Genomic DNA, 17,883 nt, shown 5'->3' with positions numbered 1-17,883 from the left:
TTCACTAAAAGAAAGGTTCATGACTTATCATTTTAAAAAAATTGGTTCTCCATCCTTTACTGTGTACGGTAAAGAATAAGCTGGTACAAACGGGGAACCTTTCGAAAGTATATTTCGAATATCTTCTCCCTCCGTAAACTGCCCTTCATTTTTTTTCAAAGCGTCATATAAATCGATTCTATAATCAACAAAAACTTCTCCTTTTTCATTAATTACAAAAGGAAGTCCTTTACCAGAATATGGACTTGTCACTTGTGGCACATCTTTATATCCTAGTTTTTTGAAATCCAATTCATATACACCATCTGAAATTACTTTTTTAAAAGGTGGATATTGATGTTCATCACGATACATCCTAAGCTTTAAAGATAGTTCCTGAATTTGTTCAGCCATCCTAACATCAATTAACTTTACTGTTGGATTTGTTTCAACGTCTATTAATACGTATTGATATACTCCTCCACTTTCATACGCATTCCCTGGCGCTTCTTGTATGTAACGCGGGGCAATCTGTTGAAAATCGATCGGATACTTTTGATAAATAGGTGTACTCATATCCCTCGTCTTAATTGGCAATATCCCATCATTTTGCTCCTTAAATGTCACAACAGCTTTTTGAACAACCTGTAGCTGATCTTCATAAGGAACCGCATTTTGCTTCATATTTTCTTTCGGATACAGACACCCCGTTAAAAGGCTCATACAACAAAATATTAAAATAATATGTAATTTTTTCACTAGCATCACCTTTTCATACTAATCTAATTTGCTCTGTATGTAGTATTTTCGAGACCATTCCATTTACTGCTGTACAGGTCCACTAAATACAACAAGAAAAATAACAATTCCTGACACAATCATAAGGGTGTACGCTACTAATGCTGTAATCCCTTTCAAAAATTTATTCTTTATTTTATGTCTACTTAATAAAATAAAACTTACTGCAAAAAACATAAATCCAATTGCCCCTAAAGCTAACCACATTTTCATAAGCCCTTCTGACATATACACACCCCTTTTTATCAATCTATTTTTATACTATTTTAACAAATTAAAATCTTTAAACAAATACAAAAAGAACATTTTACTACAAATTGCGAATATATAACTTTAATCAATAGGTTTTCCAGCATTTTTCACCAATCTAAGCAAAAATAAAACCGAAGCGATTGTACCTCTCGCTTCGGTTGACCAAATATGCCCAAAAACAGCTCTATTCCCATTCTTTCATGGCTATCATATGCAATCTACAAACTCTTTGTTTCTCATAATTTATTTTTTAAACATTTTGCTTAACGAGCCAAAATCTGTTGGCATATTATTATTAATAATCGCTTTTACAATTTGATCCTCTTGCTCTTTCGGCACTTCACGTCCCGCCATAAGAGCCACTTGATGAATTAATTGACGAAGTACAGTTTCATCACGTAAATTCGCATTTTGCACGGATGATGCTAATTTAAAAATATCCTCTTTATTTACTTTCGCTTCCTTCTCAATATTATTAAAAATATTATTATCCATTCTTTTCACCCTCTCCTCAAGTTACTCTTCATCCTATGCAAAAATGAAAAAATGGTGAAAAGACCCAAAAAATAAAAAAGCGACAGAAGTACAAATGTACTTCTGTCGCTTTTCTTTACAGTAAATCAGGTATAGCTTCCACTTCATGTTTTCGAACACGCCCCATCAATGAGCCTACCGCATCTTTTACGTTATTCCCATTGAACAGCACGTCATATAAAGCAGCTGTAATCGGCATTTCAACTTCCATTTTCTCTGCCAATTCATGAGCAGCTTTCGTTGTTCTTACACCTTCCACAACCATACCCATGCTTTCTAACACTTCTTCTAAAGAGTGTCCTTTTCCAAGCATATTTCCAGCGCGCCAATTTCGGCTATGAACACTTGTACACGTTACAATTAAGTCTCCCATACCAGTTAGACCAGCAAACGTTAACGGATTCCCGCCCATTTTTCTTCCTAAACGAGCAATCTCTGTTAAACCACGTGTCATCAATGCCGCCTTTGCATTATCACCTAATCCAAGACCATCAGTTATACCAGCAGCTAATGCGATAATATTTTTTAACGCACCACCAAGTTCAACTCCAACGATATCTGGATTTGTGTATACACGGAAATAACTATTCATAAATAAATCTTGTACTTCCTCAGCCGCTTCCATACGCTTTGCTGCAGACGTAACTGTTGTCGCTTGTCGTAAACCGACTTCTTCAGCATGACTCGGTCCAGACAGTACAACAACATCTTTAATTAAGTGCTCTGGAATTTCTTCCTCAATCACTTCCGAAATACGTTTTGACGTACCAGGTTCAATTCCTTTGCTCGCATGAATCCAAGTAATTGGTTCAGTAACAATTTCTTTCATCTCTTGTAATACATCTCTGTACGCTTTCGTTGGTACTACTAACAGTACTGTATTTACATCTACTAATGCTTCTTCTAAAGAAGAGTAGGCTACGATTGTGCTTGGCAATGTAATGCCTGGGAGATATCGACTATTCTCATGTTTCGTATTAATTTCATCCATAAGTTCTGGGCGATTTCCCCAAATACGTACATCATGTCCATTGTCAGCTAATACCATCGCTAACGCTGTTCCCCAGCTACCTGCTCCTACTACTGTGATTTTTGTCATAAAATCACATCCTCTCCATTAGTCTCTTGCTCTAGCGATAATGTGAATCGGCGTTCCTACGAAGCCAAATGATTCACGTAAGCGATTCTTCAAGAAACGCTCATATGAGAAGTGCAATAATTCTGGATCGTTTACAAACACAACAAATGTCGGTGGTTTTACCGCAACTTGTGTTGCATAGAAAATTTTCAGACGGCTACCATTATGAGTTGGCGTTGGATTCATCGCTACCGCATCCATAATTACATCGTTTAATACGTTCGTTTGAATACGGATACTATGACTTTCATTTACCTCATCGATAACCGGTATTAATGTTTGTGTACGTTTTCTTGTTTTTGCAGATAAGAAAACAATTGGTGCGTATTCTAAGAATTGGAAATGAGCACGGATATTTTCTTCAAATGCTTTCATTGTTTTTTCGTCTTTTTTCACTGCATCCCATTTATTTACAACGATAACAACAGCTCGCCCTGAATCATGAGCATATCCAGCGATTTTTTTATCTTGCTCAATAATTCCTTCTTCACCATCTAAAACGACTAAAACAACGTCAGAACGTTCAATCGCTCTTAGCGCACGAAGTACACTATATTTTTCTGTACTTTCATACACTTTTCCTTTTTTACGCATACCAGCTGTATCAATAATTACATAATCTTTTCCATCTTTACTATATGGTGTATCGACAGCATCACGAGTTGTTCCTGCTACATTACTAACAATTACACGCTCTTGACCAAGAAGAGCATTTACAAGTGATGATTTTCCTACGTTTGGACGTCCAATTAAAGAGAAACGAATTGTGTCTTCATCATATCCGTCTTCTTCAATCTTTGGAAAATGTTGTGCAGCTTCGTCTAGTAAGTCACCTAACCCTAATCCGTGTGTACCTGAAATTGGGAATGGTTCGCCAAATCCTAATGCATAAAAGTCATAAATGTCACTGCGCATTTCCGGATTGTCCACTTTATTTACTGCAAGTACAACCGGTTTATTTGAACGATATAAAATTTTTGCAACTTCTTCATCAGCTGCTGTTACACCGTCACGACCGTTTGTCATAAAAATGATAACATCCGCTTCATCAATTGCTACTTCAGCTTGTTGACGAATTTGTGTCAAAAACGGCTCGTCTCCAATATCAATTCCGCCCGTATCAATAATGTTAAATTCATGATTTAACCATTCTCCAGCGCTATAAATACGATCGCGCGTTACACCTGGAATATCTTCTACGATTGAAACTCTTTCTCCAACAATTCTATTGAAAATAGTAGATTTCCCTACGTTCGGGCGACCTACTATCGCTATTACTGGTTTCGGCATATACTTTCATCCTTTCAACTTGCTTCTGTTTATTATGTAAAAAACCCTTCTTTGTGCAAGAAGGGATTTGCATTCCAGAATATTTCTCAACGTATCAAAACACCTCACATTATAACACACGTTGCTAATGTTTCACAATAATATATACATTCTCTTGTAAGCGATGTGCAATACCATCTAAAATTGCCTCTAAATTATTTGCAACAAATTCTAGTTCCTCTGTCGATTCGCAAACGAATAAAGGAGCACCACCTGCAAATTTTTCTGGAGTCGTTGTTATAACTGCCAGAATAACACTTTCTAACATCATCTCTTATCTCCCCTTCCTTTCGGGGCTTCCGATGACATATGGACAGCACTTTCTAACGTTGGTACATTTCCTATGACACCTATCGCTTTCTCTGCATCTTGATCTTGCGGCAGGACAAAAATCCCAACCCTGCCATCCTCTAAATCACGCTTTGCTAACGGTACAAGCGCTGGTGTACCAGAATCTCTATAAATCCCTAACGCTACTGAAACATCGTGTAAAATAGCTTGTCGTTGCCCTAAATTTGAGATTGTAACCATCGCATCAATTGATTTCGGCTTTAAAATAAAACCCATACCATATTTCATAATTTCTTCTTGTCTTGCTGGCAATCCAATATTCATAATGTAAATATTGTCAATATAAAGCCCTGCTCCTTCAAAACGAAGCGGAACGTGCTCAATTTCAACAAGATCATGTAGCCTTTTACCAGACATTAATTTTTTCGCAATAAAAAATGCGATTATAGCCATAATTACTCCTGCAATCCATGAACGGAATCCTATATACGCAAACGTCGTTGCAAACGACGTTAACATTGCCAAATAGTTGCGACTTTCAAAAACCAATGCAATTCCTTCAATGTATGTATTTCCACGCGGTACGAGCTCATACCCATCTAATTGTTGAAGCGTATTTCTTTCCATATTACGTACATCACGAAATTGTGTCGCTGCTAATGTAAGAAATGTAATGGCAGAAAAATCTTTTTTCAAAATAGACGGGATTGCAATCGCTCCTAAAGCAGCTGCAATTAACCCCATTGCAATATGAATAATTTTCCCATGTAGCCTCGTCGGATATTGCCGTGTATCCGTCCGAAGCATTAGCACCCTTGTAACTGTCCCCGCTATTACGCCGCATAAAATGGCTGGTGTATATTCAGTCATGTATTACCCTCGCCTTTCTTTTACGTGTTTTTCTCTTAAACCGTTCCATGTATACTGATGCTTTTGCAATCCAAAACAATATTGCCATGAATAATGTAGAAATGGCGACGATATCAAAAAATGCTAAACTACCGTAATCATATGGAAAATTCAATTTCCTAAAAATAAATGTCACTAGCAGCTCTCCTTGTAACATCCCTACATATAGAGAACATAATCGTAATATGCGATCTCCATGCAATAACACCGATGCATACACAAGACCACTACTTAGCAGAAACACTCTATCCACCACAATCCAAATCGGATCATATATTTCTAACAGATGAAAACTTGTATATAACATTGCAATAATAAGCGCCGAAAGTAAGCTATATAATTTTTTCCAGACAGAATATAGCGTGATCCCTATAAAAGAAATAATACAAAGTAAAAGAGCATTTACTGATACCACGAATGAGGCGATCGTTACATGTAACGGAGAGCAAATTATAAAAATCAGTATACAAGCGCCTAACTTCCACCGAATAAGGTCCTTTTTCATAAAAAAGGTTACAATGATCCACCCTATCCAAGCTACAAAATAAAAAGTACTTCCATCCATCAACTTCACCTCCTATGTTTTCCATTATGGGAACTTTTTATGAAAGTTAATCCACTTTATTTACGCATAGTTTTTTCTTATAACAGCAACACTTTTAACAAGGAGGTGTTATTCATTATGGGTAAAGATCGCCAAGAACGAAAACTACGAGAATCACGCCGCGTTGAATCCGATCGTGATCAATCACTACAATATCCAGGTGCAACTGGACTTGATACACCAGAACAGGCTCGAAAACAAAACCAGCACTAATTAATGCAAAAAGACGGTTTCGATATTGTACGAAACCGTCTTTTACATAATCAGTTTAATGTTTTCTATTTATATTGAAATAATATTTCACACACTATATCCTCCCACTACTTCTTTTTATCTTCACCTATTCCTATTAAAAATTAAGTTCTCTCCAGTAATTCGACAACACACCATCTACATTTTTCAACCCTTTTTCAATTGAAATTTTTACGAAATGATATTTTTATATAATACTAATTCCTTTCTCCACTTTATATTACGAAAAAGAATAGAACAAAAAAAAAATCAACCGAACGGTTGATTTTTTATCTCCTACTATAATGCGCAGTATCAATACCACGCTGCATTAACCAATGATACGTTTCACCCTTTACAACAAGAGGTACAGATTGCAACTCTTCTATCGTTTTCGCACCAAGAGCTGTCATTATAAATTTCAAATCTGTATGTAGAAGCTCAATTTCATCCACTAACTTCTCGATACCATCTTGCATTAAAATACGTAAAAAGTAACCAGCAAACGCAGTTGTATTCGCCCCTAATGCGATCGCTTTCGCTACGTCAAGCGCTGTTTGTATGCCCCCAGATGCAATAAAAGAGAGGTTATTATTTGTAGAGGTTGCTTCAATAATCGAGGTTGCTGTTTGTATGCCCCAGTTATTAAAATAAGAAAGCATTCGCTGTCTTCTTTCATTTTCAACAGCAGCAAAATTCGTACCACCTTGCCCACCAATATCAATTGCTGTTACACCTACGTTCGCTAACTGCTGCACTGTTTCCTTACTCATCCCAAATCCAACTTCTTTTACAATGATAGGAACTTTACTATTTAAAACAATTTTCTCAATGCGCTGAAGTACTCCAGTAAAATCACGGTCTCCTTCTGGCATCGTTAACTCTTGTATGACATTTAAATGAATTTGCAATGCATTCGCTTCAATCATATCAACGGCACGCTCTGCCTGTTCGATAGTTGCCTCACTACCTAAATTAGCAAAGAAAATACCATTTGGATTTACCTTTCTGATCACCTTATAAGAAGCAGCTTCACTTTCATCTTTTAACGCCGCCATTTGCGAACCTACAGCCATAGCAAGGTTATGATGTTTCGCTACATATGCTAATTGCTCATTAATATGTAACGTTTTCTCTCCTCCACCACCAGTCATCGCATTGATAAAAATCGGCGAACTTAGTGAAAGTTCGCCGATTTTTGTTTCACATGTTATTGTGTCATAATTTGAATTTGGCAAGCTTTGATGCACAAAATCAATATCATGAAAGCCATGCGTACGAGACTGACCAGTAGAAAGAGCGTATTCAATATGATCTAATTTACGTTTTGCCCTTACCACTTGTACCCCTCATTATTTCTTTAATTTTTTCAGTTGTTCACCAATAATATCACTTAATTGGAAAGTAGCAGAATCAGCATTTGGCTCATACTGACTATAATCTTCAGTTACATTATTTTCCTCAAGCGCTTCTTTTATACTTAAAGAAATACGTTTCTCTGCTACGTGAACTTCAAGTACTTTTACTTTTACTTCTTGTCCCATTTCCAATACTTCATTCGGATTTTTCACGTGACGATTTGCAATTTGAGATACGTGTACAAGTCCTTCAACGCCCGGTAAAATCTCAACGAATGCACCAAATGTAACAAGGCGTTTTACTACTCCCTCACGAATATCTCCAGCTTTTATTTCGCCAGCAACGTTTTCCCAAGGTCCTGGTTGAGCTGCTTTAATTGATAAAGAAATACGTTGTGTATCAGCATCAACAGATAACACCTTTACCTTAACCTTTTGACCTTGCTCTAACACTTCAGAAGGTTGCTCTACACGTTCGTGTGAAATTTGTGAAATGTGAACTAAACCGTCCACTCCACCAACATTAACGAATGCGCCAAAGTCAGTTAATCGTTGTACTGTTCCTTCAACAACGTCCCCTTCTTTTAATGAAGAAATTGCTTCTTTTTTCTTAGAATCTAGTTCTAATTCTACTACCGCTTTATGCGAAAGGATTACACGATTTTTTTCACGGTCTAATTCAACAATTTTCACCGCTAATGTTTTACCTTTATAGTCAGTAAAGTCTTCTACATAATGTACTTCTACAAGTGAAGCTGGAATAAAACCGCGAACACCAAGGTCCACAACTAATCCGCCATTCACAATATCTTTTACAGTAACATCAAATACATGACCAGAAGTAAATTTCTCTTGTAGTTCTACCCATGCTTTTTCTGCATCAACAGCACGTTTAGATAAGACAAGATCATCTTCTTCTAATTTAATAATTTTCAACTCTAGTGTTTGATCTAATTCTACAACATCGCTTGCTTTTTCAATATGAACGTTAGCTAATTCACTAATTGGAATTACGCCATCTGTTTTGTATCCAACATTTACAAGCACTTGTTTCTCTTCAACCTTCGTTACAGAACCTGTAACAACGTCACCAACTTGTAATTCTTTTGAATCCATAACTTCTTCATTCATTTTCTCTACCATGGAAATACCTCCCTACAGAATTGACAAAGCATTTTTTATGTATATACGAAATGAAAACAAAGTTTTCATTTGCATGTTTAAGAATTTCTCATCACATACTCTTTTTCAATAACATTCACAAGAAAATATATTAAACCTATATAAATAGTATACAGCAAAACCAGCTTGAAAAAAGTATGTTTTGAAATATAATAGCGAATATATTCTGACAGTTTTATTCCTCTTTAACTAACTTCTTACAAATCAGCTCATTTGTCAAGGAAAGAGACTCATAATTCACGTATCCTTTACATTTCTATTTAAACAAAAAAAGAAAGAGGATTATCCCCTTTCTTTATTTCGCAAACACTCCAGAAACAATGCTCATAATTTTTTGGACAACTTCTTCAATTGATAAAGAAGTCGTATCTAATTCCAATGCATCATCAGCCTTTTTTAGTGGAGAAACTTCGCGTTCTGAATCTAATTTATCACGCTGAGCAATTTCTTCTTTTAGCTGCTCTAAATTAGAATCGAAACCTTTATTTAAATTTTCTAAATGCCTTCTTTCCGCTCTTTCTTCAACAGAAGCAAGCATAAAGATTTTCACTTCAGCATCCGGTAATACATGTGTACCAATATCACGGCCGTCCATTACAACGCCGCCTTTTTTCGCTAACTCTTGCTGACGACGTACCATTTCTTCACGAACAAGGCGATGTTTCGCTACAATAGATACTCGATTCGTCACATCAGGTGTACGAATTACTTCAGAAACATCTTGTCCATTTAAAAATACAAGCTGTGTATTTTCTCCTTGCTGAAACTCAATATTTACATTCTTTACAACTTCCATTAACTGCTCTTCATTTTCAATGTCTACTTTTTGTTCAAGGGCTGCATATGTAAGCGTACGGTACATTGCGCCTGTATCAATATAAACATAAGAAAGTTCCTTCGCAACAACTTTTGCCACTGTACTTTTCCCTGCAGCTGCTGGACCATCTATAGCAATTGAAATTCGTTTATCCATTGTAACACCTCATTTTTTCACTTATAAAACAAAACGAAAAGCAGGTGTTCACCCTGCTTCTTCTCATTTGCTTCGCGTCATTAAATCCTCAATTATTGTAGCATAATCCTTCATAGAAGAAAATGAAAACTACCGATTCACCTGCAAGATTTCCACTTTGTTTTTTACCATAACACCCTCATAATAAACAATTTTAGATAAATATTTCACTGATGACTTATGTATAAATAATAATTGTACAACAGAAAGACAAATGAATTGTATTATTAATATACGAATAAAAATTCTCTCCATCTTTTTCACCGTAATTTCTCCCTCCTATACTATATTTGCACATTTCGTTTCGTAATTTTATACATCGTACATATAGCAGTTAATTTTATTGTCATTTTCGAGGCATACTTTTATACATTTCCATTGTCGAATTTACTCAAAACATGTTATGTTCTAAATGTATTTTTTTACTTGAAAGGGGTATAAGCATTGAAAAGAATCCTAGTTTTACACACAGGTGGAACAATTGCAATGGAGGAAGATAAAGAAACTGGGGTCGTACAACCAGGTAAAAAAAATCCTCTTTTAAAATTCATTCCTGATTTAGAAGGCGATGTTGATTTAATCGTTGAAGATGTGTTCCATCTACCATCTCCTCATATGACACCGAGCGAAATGTTACAATTACAAGTCATCATTGATGAAAGAGTAAAACAAGACAACATTCATGGCGTAGTTATTACGCATGGTACGGATACATTAGAAGAAACAGCTTATTTCTTAGATTTAACAGTACAAGCAACTATTCCGATCGTAGTGACAGGTGCAATGCGCTCTAGTAATGAGTTAGGTGCTGATGGTCTATATAACTTCTTATCAGCTGTAAAAGTTGCTAGTTGTGATGAAGCTGCAGAAAAAGGTGTTTTAGTCGTATTAAACGACGAAATTCATTGCGCTACAAATGTAACGAAAACACATACAAGTAATGTCGCAACATTCCAAAGTCCACAATACGGACCAATTGGAATGGTAACAAAACGCGGCGTTGTCTTCCATCACGCTTTAGTACATCGCGAATCATATACGATAAATAAAGTGTCTAAAAATGTAGTTGTTCTAAAAGCATATGCTGGCATGGATGATACATTATTAGCAGCAATCGAAAATCTTCCTGTAGACGGCATTGTTATCGAAGCTCTTGGACAAGGTAATCTCCCTCCAAGAACACTACCTAGCCTAGAAAGATTATTAAATAAAGGTATTCCTGTCGTATTAGTTTCTCGCTGTTTCAACGGTATCGTTCAAGACGTATATTCGTATGAAGGTGGCGGTAAACACTTAAAAGATATGGGCATTGTATTCACATACGGCTTAAATGCACAAAAAGCACGCATTAAATTACTTGTTGCATTAGAGAATACAAATTCTCATGAATCCATTCAAAATATGTTTATGCACGAATAAAAAGGAGCTGTCGAGATTTTCCCGACAGCTCCTTTTTATTTTTCTCTTGATGCAATGGTTTGCGCAATCGCATCTCCATGAAATCTACCGTTCTCGATAAATATTTCATTTGCATTATTTCCAGCAGCAATGACACCTGCAATGAAAATATTTTCAGCATTCGTTTCCATTCTATCCTCTGTATAAATTGGACGTCCTGTTTCTTCATCAATCTGAACACCCATCTTCGTTAAGAAGCTATGATCAGGATGATAACCAGTCATCGCAAATACAAAATCGTTTTTGATTGTAAAAGCTTCACCATCAACTGTAAACGTTAATGTATGCTCAGTAATCTCTTTCACATGAGCTCCAAAATGCATTTGAATTGTACCGTTTCGTACTAACGCCTCAAATTCCGGCAAAATCCAAGGCTTTATGCTTGGTGAATACTCACTTCCACGATACAGTACCGTTACACGTGCACCAGATTTAACAAGTTCTAACGCGGCATCTACACTCGAGTTTTTCCCACCTATAACTACTACATCTCGATCAAAATAAGGATGCCCCTCTTTAAAATAGTGAGCTACTTTCTTCAATTCCTCACCTGGAACATTCATATAATTTGGATTATCATAATATCCAGTTGCTACAACAATATATTTCCCTATATACATTTCCTTACTTCCATCACGCTTTGTCGTCTCAACCTGAAAAACTTCTCCATCTTTTTGAACTTTCTCCACTCGCTCAAAAGCATTTACACGTACAGATTTACGTTTTACTACTTCACGATAATACGCAAGCGCTTGATTTCGAAATGGCTTACGATTTTCTGTAATAAAAGCTACATCACCAATTTCTAATTTTTCACTAGAAGAGAAAAATGTTTGATGAGTTGGATAATTATAAATGGCATTTACAATGTTTCCTTTTTCAATTACTAACGGATTTATCCCTACCTTTTGCAACGAAATTGCAGCCGCTAATCCGCACGGACCGCCTCCGATTATAATAACTGTTTCTTTCTGCATACTCGTCCACTCCTAGTCTTCTACCAATGCACTATTTATAAAAACAAGAAAAAACCTACTTACAGCAGTAGGCACCTATCTTTATTGTATTCATTTTTCATATATTTGTCATCTAAACGAAACGTACATCCGATAGACATCTGCTAAAAACTGCTGAAATTTAATACCTTGTTTCCCTAATACATTCTCAGGATCAATCTTTCTAGCTGGATCAAGCGTTTTATGTGACACGATATCTTTTTTCGGATTTAAGCCAAAGTTTTGGCATAAATACGCATGATACCATGTAAAACGATTATACGCTTCCCAAAAGTTAACATCACCACCATAACAAAGTTCCACTCCAATGGCCGCCTTATTCGCGTCATAGCCATATAAGTCATTATCCGTCGGCACACCATATCGAACATGATACGCAACTTCATTTATAGGAATAATCTCCAATATTGTTTTATCATCTATAAATGTATGTGCCGAAGCTTTCGGTTGTAATTCATTAAAGTAATCTCGATTGCCTATCGCATTGCTTCCAGGATTCCCCGTATCATGGCTTACGATAAATCTCACTTTAGTCAGAGGAATCCCCGGTCGTGAACTTCCATATCCAATATAATTGCGCTCTATAGGAAACATCGCCATTGCTACCAACTCCCGCTCTAGAAGATTACCTTACTTCCTTATATATGTATTCGGTAGCAATGTCCTTATCGCATATTTCTTACGCGAAGAGAAAATCGAAAATATTTGAAGTGAACACCATAAACAACAAGATACTTACAGCCACTCCATAAAAACCGTAAAACCAAACACAATCTTCTTTCGTATCTAAACCGAAAAATTTATTTACCGATTGTAATAATGTGCCACGCTTGCTTTGTTTGTTTCGTAAAACTTCCACTCGCTCTACAACATCTGCTGGCATCATAAATCTTTGGTCTACTGTCATTTTCATCATTTATCTCTCCTTAAAATCATTTCCGTTTTGTTTATCTAAGGAGAGTATAGCACGTTTGTTCGTGTAGAACAAGCGTTCTTTTTTATTTTTATTTTATTTTTCAGCAAGCCAAGTAAAAATTGAGATTACAACGGCAATAATCGGCCCTACTACAACCACACCAAATATCAGAAACAGTAGCCCTTCCCCGAACATCCGAACGGTACTTATTTTGCGAGCTTTCATCGTTCTTGCGAGTTCTCCCTCTAACCTATTAACCTTTTCTTCTAATTGTTCTACTCGTTCCAACATTTCATTCTCCATATACAACACCTCATTTAATACTTCAACAAAAAAACGTGATTCCCTCGAAAGGAAATCACGTTTTCTCAAGATATAATATTTTATACCCAACCTCTGAAGCGGCTTGCTTCAGCCATTTTACGAACACCAACCATGTACGCCGCTAAGCGCATGTTCACTTTACGAACTTGTGCTGTTTCATAAATAGAATCAAATGATCTTACCATTACTTTTTCTAAACGTTGTTCTACTTCTTCTTCAGTCCAGTAGTAACCTTGGTTATTTTGTACCCACTCAAAGTAAGATACTGTTACACCACCAGCACTTGCTAACACGTCTGGAACAAGTAAAATTCCGCGATCTGTTAAAATTTTAGTCGCTTCTAATGTTGTTGGACCATTTGCAGCTTCAACAACGATTTTCGCTTTAATATCATTAGCATTTTCTTCTGTAATTTGGTTCTCAATTGCAGCTGGAACTAAAATATCGCAATCAAGTTCTAACAATTCTTTGTTTGAAATTGTATTGTTAAATAACTTTGTTACTGTACCGAAGCTATCACGACGGTCTAATAAATAATCAATATCTAATCCGTTTGGATCATGTAACGCGCCGTAAGCATCTGAGATTGCAATAACTTTCGCACCTGCATCATGCATAAATTTAGCTAAGAAGCTACCAGCATTACCGAATCCTTGAACAACAACGCGTGCACCCTTAATATCAATGCCACGTTTTTTCGCAGCTTCGCGAATACAAATTGTTACACCTTTCGCTGTTGCTGTTTCACGTCCATGTGATCCACCTAATACAAGCGGTTTACCTGTAATAAATCCTGGTGAATTAAATTCATCAATACGGCTATACTCATCCATCATCCATGCCATAATTTGAGAGTTTGTGAATACATCTGGAGCTGGAATATCTTTCGTCGGTCCTACGATTTGGCTAATTGCTCGTACATAACCGCGACTTAATCTTTCTAACTCACGGAATGACATTTCACGTGGATCACAAATAATTCCACCCTTACCTCCACCATATGGTAAATCAACAATACCACATTTTAAACTCATCCAGATTGAAAGTGCTTTCACTTCATTTTCTGTTACATTCGGATGGAAGCGAATCCCACCTTTCGTTGGACCAACAGCATCATTATGTTGTGCACGATATCCTGTAAATATTTTAACAGTCCCGTCATCCATACGAACTGGTATTTTCACTGTCATCATACGAATTGGTTCTTTTAATAATTCATATACTTCGTTTGGATAACCCAATTTTTCTAACGCTTCACTAATAACAATTTGTGTTGAATTCAATAGTTCAAAATGTTGTTCCCTTTGTTGTTGTGTTTTTGTTTGAGTTCCCTTTTCGGCTACCATAGTAAGTAAACCCCCTGTAATTTCACTTGTTTAGTAAACCTTCATTGCCTAGTATACACCCTTAAATTTGGAATGCAATAGAAAACGCTAACAAATATATACAAACTATTTTCTGTTGCAAGCGTTTTCACTATTATTATAGTCCTTTTATTACTTTTAGAAAAGTAAAATACTTAAATATTTAAATATTTTTTATTTCCATCAACCACACTCCCATAAAACTGCATATTTTATTTTCAAAAAGTATGTTCGAGTATTTACAATCATCCCTTCCCTTCTCCAAATAAAAACAAAACCTCAGCTATGTTGTATTAGCTGAGGTTTTGTTTTTTCACAAAGTAATTGTGTATTTGCTCTATCGCGTTAACATCCATTAATTCTTTACCGTACTCCATGATGCGATAAATGGTTGCTGTAGACGGATTACCGTATTCCGCTAAAATAGCTATAAAATCCGCCTTTAACAATTGAATTTGTTCCTCTTCTTCCACCCAAAGATAGAAGCGCTCATCCCACGTATATAGCTTTCCGCCAGTTACACCAAGGTTATATAAGCGATTCGACAGGTTAATTACGTCATCTAGCGTAGCAAACTCATATAATATATGCTCACTTTCATCTAGAGTCACTTGCATTTCAATAAACTCGTCACGGAACTCATCATCTGTATCCATTTCTTGATTTTCTTTCGTTACAATTACAACCATCCCTTGTGCTTGTAGAGAAAACACTTCAACTGCAATCGGACCATCTGCTTCAAACCCTAATTCCTTATTTGCTTCTTGCATCATATCACGAAATAATTGCTGTACTTTCGGTGCATTTCTCCATAAATCTTCTTTCGTTAATCCTCGTTCAGATAAATCATCAAATGTTAGAAAAATTTTTATCTTATTGTAATTTAATCGTTCCAGCCTCATCTCATACCCTCCCTACGTAACCAATGCATCTAATTTTTATTATATGAAATAGAAAATAGATGGTTCTTTTCGAACAACTATTCCGACATTTTTAACCATCCATCCCATTCTTCTTTCGTATCACCAATTAGGATTGTTTCAATGTCCAACTGGTTTAGAACGCCTAGCTTTCCGATAAATCCAACTAAAAGAGATTCCCTTTTTTCTTGTAATAAATTTATAAAGTTCATCGTCTTTTTCATTTCTTGTTCGTCAGCAAAAGATACAAATACATATTTCGGCTGTATTTCCTCTACCGCTGATAACATACCATCTTCAGCTAAGCTTGTCCTAATATATATCGCCTCATATCCTTTTAAGCGTAAATAAGTTGAAAAAATAAATCCTTTCAATGCATCCTTTTCTAACACAATAACTTTGTGTAAAGAGGAAAACATTGAGGCATTGTGATACACCATCCCTAGACGCGTTTGTAAAAATGATAGTGCATATTGAAATTGCACCATTGAAATCTCATTATTATTTTTTGACGTTAATAATTTGTCTGTCACTCGAAGAACAATACTGGCAACAACCTTCTCTGTTGAATATATACTAAAAGCTTCGTTTAATAATGCAGCAATTGTAATTTCATCAAATTTTAACAAAGCTTGTAGCAAATCGTCCACTAAAACAACTTCTTTATCGAAATGTATCTCTTTTTGAACTGTACTCTGCAAACGATTCTCTTCTAATAATCGAACTGCTTGTCCAATCATCATACCGGAAGAAACTTTTTCCATTAACCATTTTAAAATTTGAATATGCTCTTCTGTATATAAACGATGCCCAGCTTGATTCCGCTTTGGGGCAATAATTTGATATCGTCTTTCCCATGCACGAAGCGTACTCGGCTGAACTCCAATTATATTCGAAACGGCTTTTATATTGTATTTCCCATTAAGAGTTGGCATCATTTCCCTCCGCACAATGTAATGATGTGTGTTTGAGCAGGTGCTCGGAAACGAAGTGGTATCAATGTTGTTCCATACCCATTACTAACAAAGAGAATCGTATTTAAATGGTTATATACGCCACCTTTTAAATATTTTTTAGATGGGAATAATCGGATTTGCCCTCCATGCGTATGTCCACTTAAGACAAGTGAAATCTGTTCATTTCCAGACATTTTTTTTATTATATCAGGGTTGTGACTAACTAGGATACGAAAACCATCTTCTTTACAATCCGCCAATGCCAAATCTAGACGATCACGGTGCAATCCAACATCATCTATACCGAGCAAACAAATTTTCTCGCCTAATTCAGACTCAAATACCACTCTTGTATTATCTAAAACTTTTACGTTATTTTCTAATAATAACGCATCTAATTCATGATATTCTATCTCATAATCATTGTTTCCCCACACAAAATATACAGGAGCTATCTCTCTTAACTTTTGAATATTCGCAGAGATTTTTGATAAAGAGACACCTTTCTCTGCTAAATCTCCTCCGATAATTACGAGATCTACTTTTCCTTTTACTTGTTCAATTAACAAATTCGAAATGACTCTTCTATGAATATCAGAAATAAAAAACACATTTACTTTTTGAAAACTTTTCGGAAATTCTTTAAATACTAAAGTATGTTCCAACACCGTATTACGCATCGCTTCTTTATACATCACAAGAAGCAATAAAATCCCCATGCCTATGAGAGTACTGAATAATATAATCCATATCATATTTTTGACTCCCCTCCTCATAAAGATAATCCTAGGCTTTTATAACAAACGGTGATCGCTTAACTCACTAGCTTTCTTGCTTTGTGGACTTATCTTTTATCGGAATTTTTAATTCTTGACCTGCACTCACTTCATCTTCTTGCAAGTTATTATACTTTTTAATTACTTCAATTCCATTTCCATCTGAAAAATATTGCTTCGCTATACTTTCTAAAGTTTCTCCCTCTTTCACAGTATGCGTTATTACTTTTTCAGAATGTTTCTGCGACTCAGATTTAGCTGAATCAAAGAAGATTACTTCAAACGCACTTTTTCCGGCATTATTACTATCACCCTTCACCTGAATATATTTATCCGTGTACCACAAAATACTAATCGGCAGCAGAATGAATAGAAATGTTAAAACCCGGACGAAAATGTGATTTATTTTAAACTTTTGTTTTTTTTCTTTATTTCTATGAATTTCACTACGCGGCGGTAAACTTTCTTTTTCTTCCACTCGCTCAACTTCTAATTCCTCTTCAAAATCAGGAATTCGTTTCCTCATGTTGTTCACC

General features: G+C 35.8%; 23 protein-coding genes. 2 read left to right on the top strand and 21 right to left on the bottom strand.

From position 1 onward, the window contains the following. Positions 1–27: 27 nt before the first annotated feature. The 8 genes from AC22L0_RS03985 to AC22L0_RS03950 all read right to left on the bottom strand — a co-directional run bounded on the left by AC22L0_RS03985 (position 28) and on the right by AC22L0_RS03950 (position 5,795). Positions 28–738 carry a hypothetical protein gene (locus AC22L0_RS03985; RefSeq protein ID WP_000733112.1) on the bottom strand — a complete coding sequence of 237 codons (711 nt, stop codon included), beginning with the start codon at positions 736–738 and terminating at the stop codon, positions 28–30. Between the two features lie 63 nt (positions 739–801). After that, positions 802–1,005: a DUF2768 domain-containing protein gene (locus tag AC22L0_RS03980; protein ID WP_001289004.1), complete on the bottom strand. Its 204-nt coding sequence runs from the start codon at positions 1,003–1,005 to the stop codon at positions 802–804. 267 nt (positions 1,006–1,272) lie between these two features. Further along, positions 1,273–1,524, bottom strand: a complete 252-nt coding sequence (locus tag AC22L0_RS03975) for a stage VI sporulation protein F (RefSeq protein WP_000369754.1) — start codon at positions 1,522–1,524, stop codon at positions 1,273–1,275. A 115-nt stretch (positions 1,525–1,639) separates the two neighbouring features. Next, positions 1,640–2,662, bottom strand: a complete 1,023-nt coding sequence (locus tag AC22L0_RS03970) for an NAD(P)H-dependent glycerol-3-phosphate dehydrogenase (protein ID WP_000161763.1) — start codon at positions 2,660–2,662, stop codon at positions 1,640–1,642. Between the two features lie 18 nt (positions 2,663–2,680). Further along, on the bottom strand, positions 2,681–3,991 hold the full coding sequence (gene der / locus AC22L0_RS03965) for a ribosome biogenesis GTPase Der (RefSeq protein ID WP_001125893.1): 1,311 nt from the start codon (positions 3,989–3,991) through the stop codon (positions 2,681–2,683). Positions 3,992–4,115: 124 nt separating this feature from the next. Continuing rightward, on the bottom strand, positions 4,116–4,301 hold the full coding sequence (locus tag AC22L0_RS03960) for a capping complex subunit for YIEGIA (protein WP_000979059.1): 186 nt from the start codon (positions 4,299–4,301) through the stop codon (positions 4,116–4,118). Then, entirely contained in the window at positions 4,298–5,191 is an 894-nt protein-coding gene (locus tag AC22L0_RS03955; protein ID WP_000141596.1) for a YIEGIA family protein, read from the bottom strand. Before AC22L0_RS03955 ends, AC22L0_RS03960 begins: the two co-directional genes overlap by 4 nt. Continuing rightward, positions 5,184–5,795 (bottom strand): YphA family membrane protein, encoded by a 612-nt coding sequence (locus tag AC22L0_RS03950; RefSeq protein WP_000349098.1) that lies wholly within the window; start codon positions 5,793–5,795, stop codon positions 5,184–5,186. Before AC22L0_RS03950 ends, AC22L0_RS03955 begins: the two co-directional genes overlap by 8 nt. A gap of 117 nt (positions 5,796–5,912) precedes the next feature. On the opposite strand from AC22L0_RS03950, the gene AC22L0_RS03945 reads away from it, so the two are divergent. Beyond that, positions 5,913–6,047: a YpzI family protein gene (locus AC22L0_RS03945; protein WP_000513900.1), complete on the top strand. Its 135-nt coding sequence runs from the start codon at positions 5,913–5,915 to the stop codon at positions 6,045–6,047. Between the two features lie 308 nt (positions 6,048–6,355). On the opposite strand, the gene AC22L0_RS03940 is transcribed toward AC22L0_RS03945, so the two are convergent. From AC22L0_RS03940 to AC22L0_RS03925, 4 genes are all read right to left on the bottom strand, one after another. Then, positions 6,356–7,405, bottom strand: a complete 1,050-nt coding sequence (locus tag AC22L0_RS03940; protein ID WP_000251037.1) for a type 2 isopentenyl-diphosphate Delta-isomerase — start codon at positions 7,403–7,405, stop codon at positions 6,356–6,358. 12 nt (positions 7,406–7,417) lie between these two features. Continuing rightward, positions 7,418–8,566, bottom strand: coding sequence for a 30S ribosomal protein S1 (gene rpsA / locus AC22L0_RS03935; protein WP_000229559.1), 1,149 nt, complete (start codon positions 8,564–8,566; stop codon positions 7,418–7,420). 334 nt (positions 8,567–8,900) lie between these two features. Continuing rightward, positions 8,901–9,578 (bottom strand): (d)CMP kinase, encoded by a 678-nt coding sequence (cmk, locus tag AC22L0_RS03930; RefSeq protein WP_000361252.1) that lies wholly within the window; start codon positions 9,576–9,578, stop codon positions 8,901–8,903. Positions 9,579–9,707: 129 nt separating this feature from the next. Next, positions 9,708–9,881 carry a YpfB family protein gene (locus AC22L0_RS03925; protein WP_000738057.1) on the bottom strand — a complete coding sequence of 58 codons (174 nt, stop codon included), beginning with the start codon at positions 9,879–9,881 and terminating at the stop codon, positions 9,708–9,710. A 180-nt stretch (positions 9,882–10,061) separates the two neighbouring features. Between AC22L0_RS03925 and ansA the strand changes: the two genes are divergently transcribed. Continuing rightward, positions 10,062–11,036 (top strand): asparaginase, encoded by a 975-nt coding sequence (ansA, locus tag AC22L0_RS03920; protein ID WP_000822026.1) that lies wholly within the window; start codon positions 10,062–10,064, stop codon positions 11,034–11,036. A 35-nt stretch (positions 11,037–11,071) separates the two neighbouring features. Here ansA and AC22L0_RS03915 read toward each other — a convergent pair whose 3' ends face one another. From AC22L0_RS03915 to AC22L0_RS03875, 9 genes are all read right to left on the bottom strand, one after another. Continuing rightward, complete coding sequence (locus AC22L0_RS03915; protein ID WP_001168510.1) at positions 11,072–12,052, bottom strand: YpdA family putative bacillithiol disulfide reductase; 981 nt, start codon at positions 12,050–12,052, stop codon at positions 11,072–11,074. Positions 12,053–12,160: 108 nt separating this feature from the next. Then, positions 12,161–12,691 carry a peptidoglycan recognition protein family protein gene (locus AC22L0_RS03910; protein WP_001240655.1) on the bottom strand — a complete coding sequence of 177 codons (531 nt, stop codon included), beginning with the start codon at positions 12,689–12,691 and terminating at the stop codon, positions 12,161–12,163. Between the two features lie 79 nt (positions 12,692–12,770). Next, a complete protein-coding gene (locus tag AC22L0_RS03905) occupies positions 12,771–13,007 on the bottom strand; it encodes a DUF3961 domain-containing protein (protein ID WP_001983018.1) in 237 nt (78 codons plus the stop codon). 93 nt (positions 13,008–13,100) lie between these two features. Beyond that, complete coding sequence (locus tag AC22L0_RS03900) at positions 13,101–13,310, bottom strand: hypothetical protein (RefSeq protein WP_000426768.1); 210 nt, start codon at positions 13,308–13,310, stop codon at positions 13,101–13,103. Positions 13,311–13,390: 80 nt separating this feature from the next. Next, positions 13,391–14,677 carry an NAD-specific glutamate dehydrogenase gene (gene gudB, locus AC22L0_RS03895; protein ID WP_000225173.1) on the bottom strand — a complete coding sequence of 429 codons (1,287 nt, stop codon included), beginning with the start codon at positions 14,675–14,677 and terminating at the stop codon, positions 13,391–13,393. Between the two features lie 311 nt (positions 14,678–14,988). After that, complete coding sequence (locus tag AC22L0_RS03890; protein ID WP_001235402.1) at positions 14,989–15,597, bottom strand: genetic competence negative regulator; 609 nt, start codon at positions 15,595–15,597, stop codon at positions 14,989–14,991. A 77-nt stretch (positions 15,598–15,674) separates the two neighbouring features. Beyond that, on the bottom strand, positions 15,675–16,550 hold the full coding sequence (locus AC22L0_RS03885; protein WP_001142653.1) for a MerR family transcriptional regulator: 876 nt from the start codon (positions 16,548–16,550) through the stop codon (positions 15,675–15,677). Next, positions 16,550–17,326, bottom strand: a complete 777-nt coding sequence (locus AC22L0_RS03880) for a metallophosphoesterase (protein WP_000637796.1) — start codon at positions 17,324–17,326, stop codon at positions 16,550–16,552. Before AC22L0_RS03880 ends, AC22L0_RS03885 begins: the two co-directional genes overlap by 1 nt. A gap of 67 nt (positions 17,327–17,393) precedes the next feature. Then, complete coding sequence (locus AC22L0_RS03875; RefSeq protein ID WP_001231553.1) at positions 17,394–17,873, bottom strand: LysM peptidoglycan-binding domain-containing protein; 480 nt, start codon at positions 17,871–17,873, stop codon at positions 17,394–17,396. Positions 17,874–17,883: the final 10 nt, after the last annotated feature.

Source organism: Bacillus sp. LQ01 (genome assembly GCF_057624735.1).
This window is presented reverse-complemented; position numbering and strand designations above follow the sequence as displayed.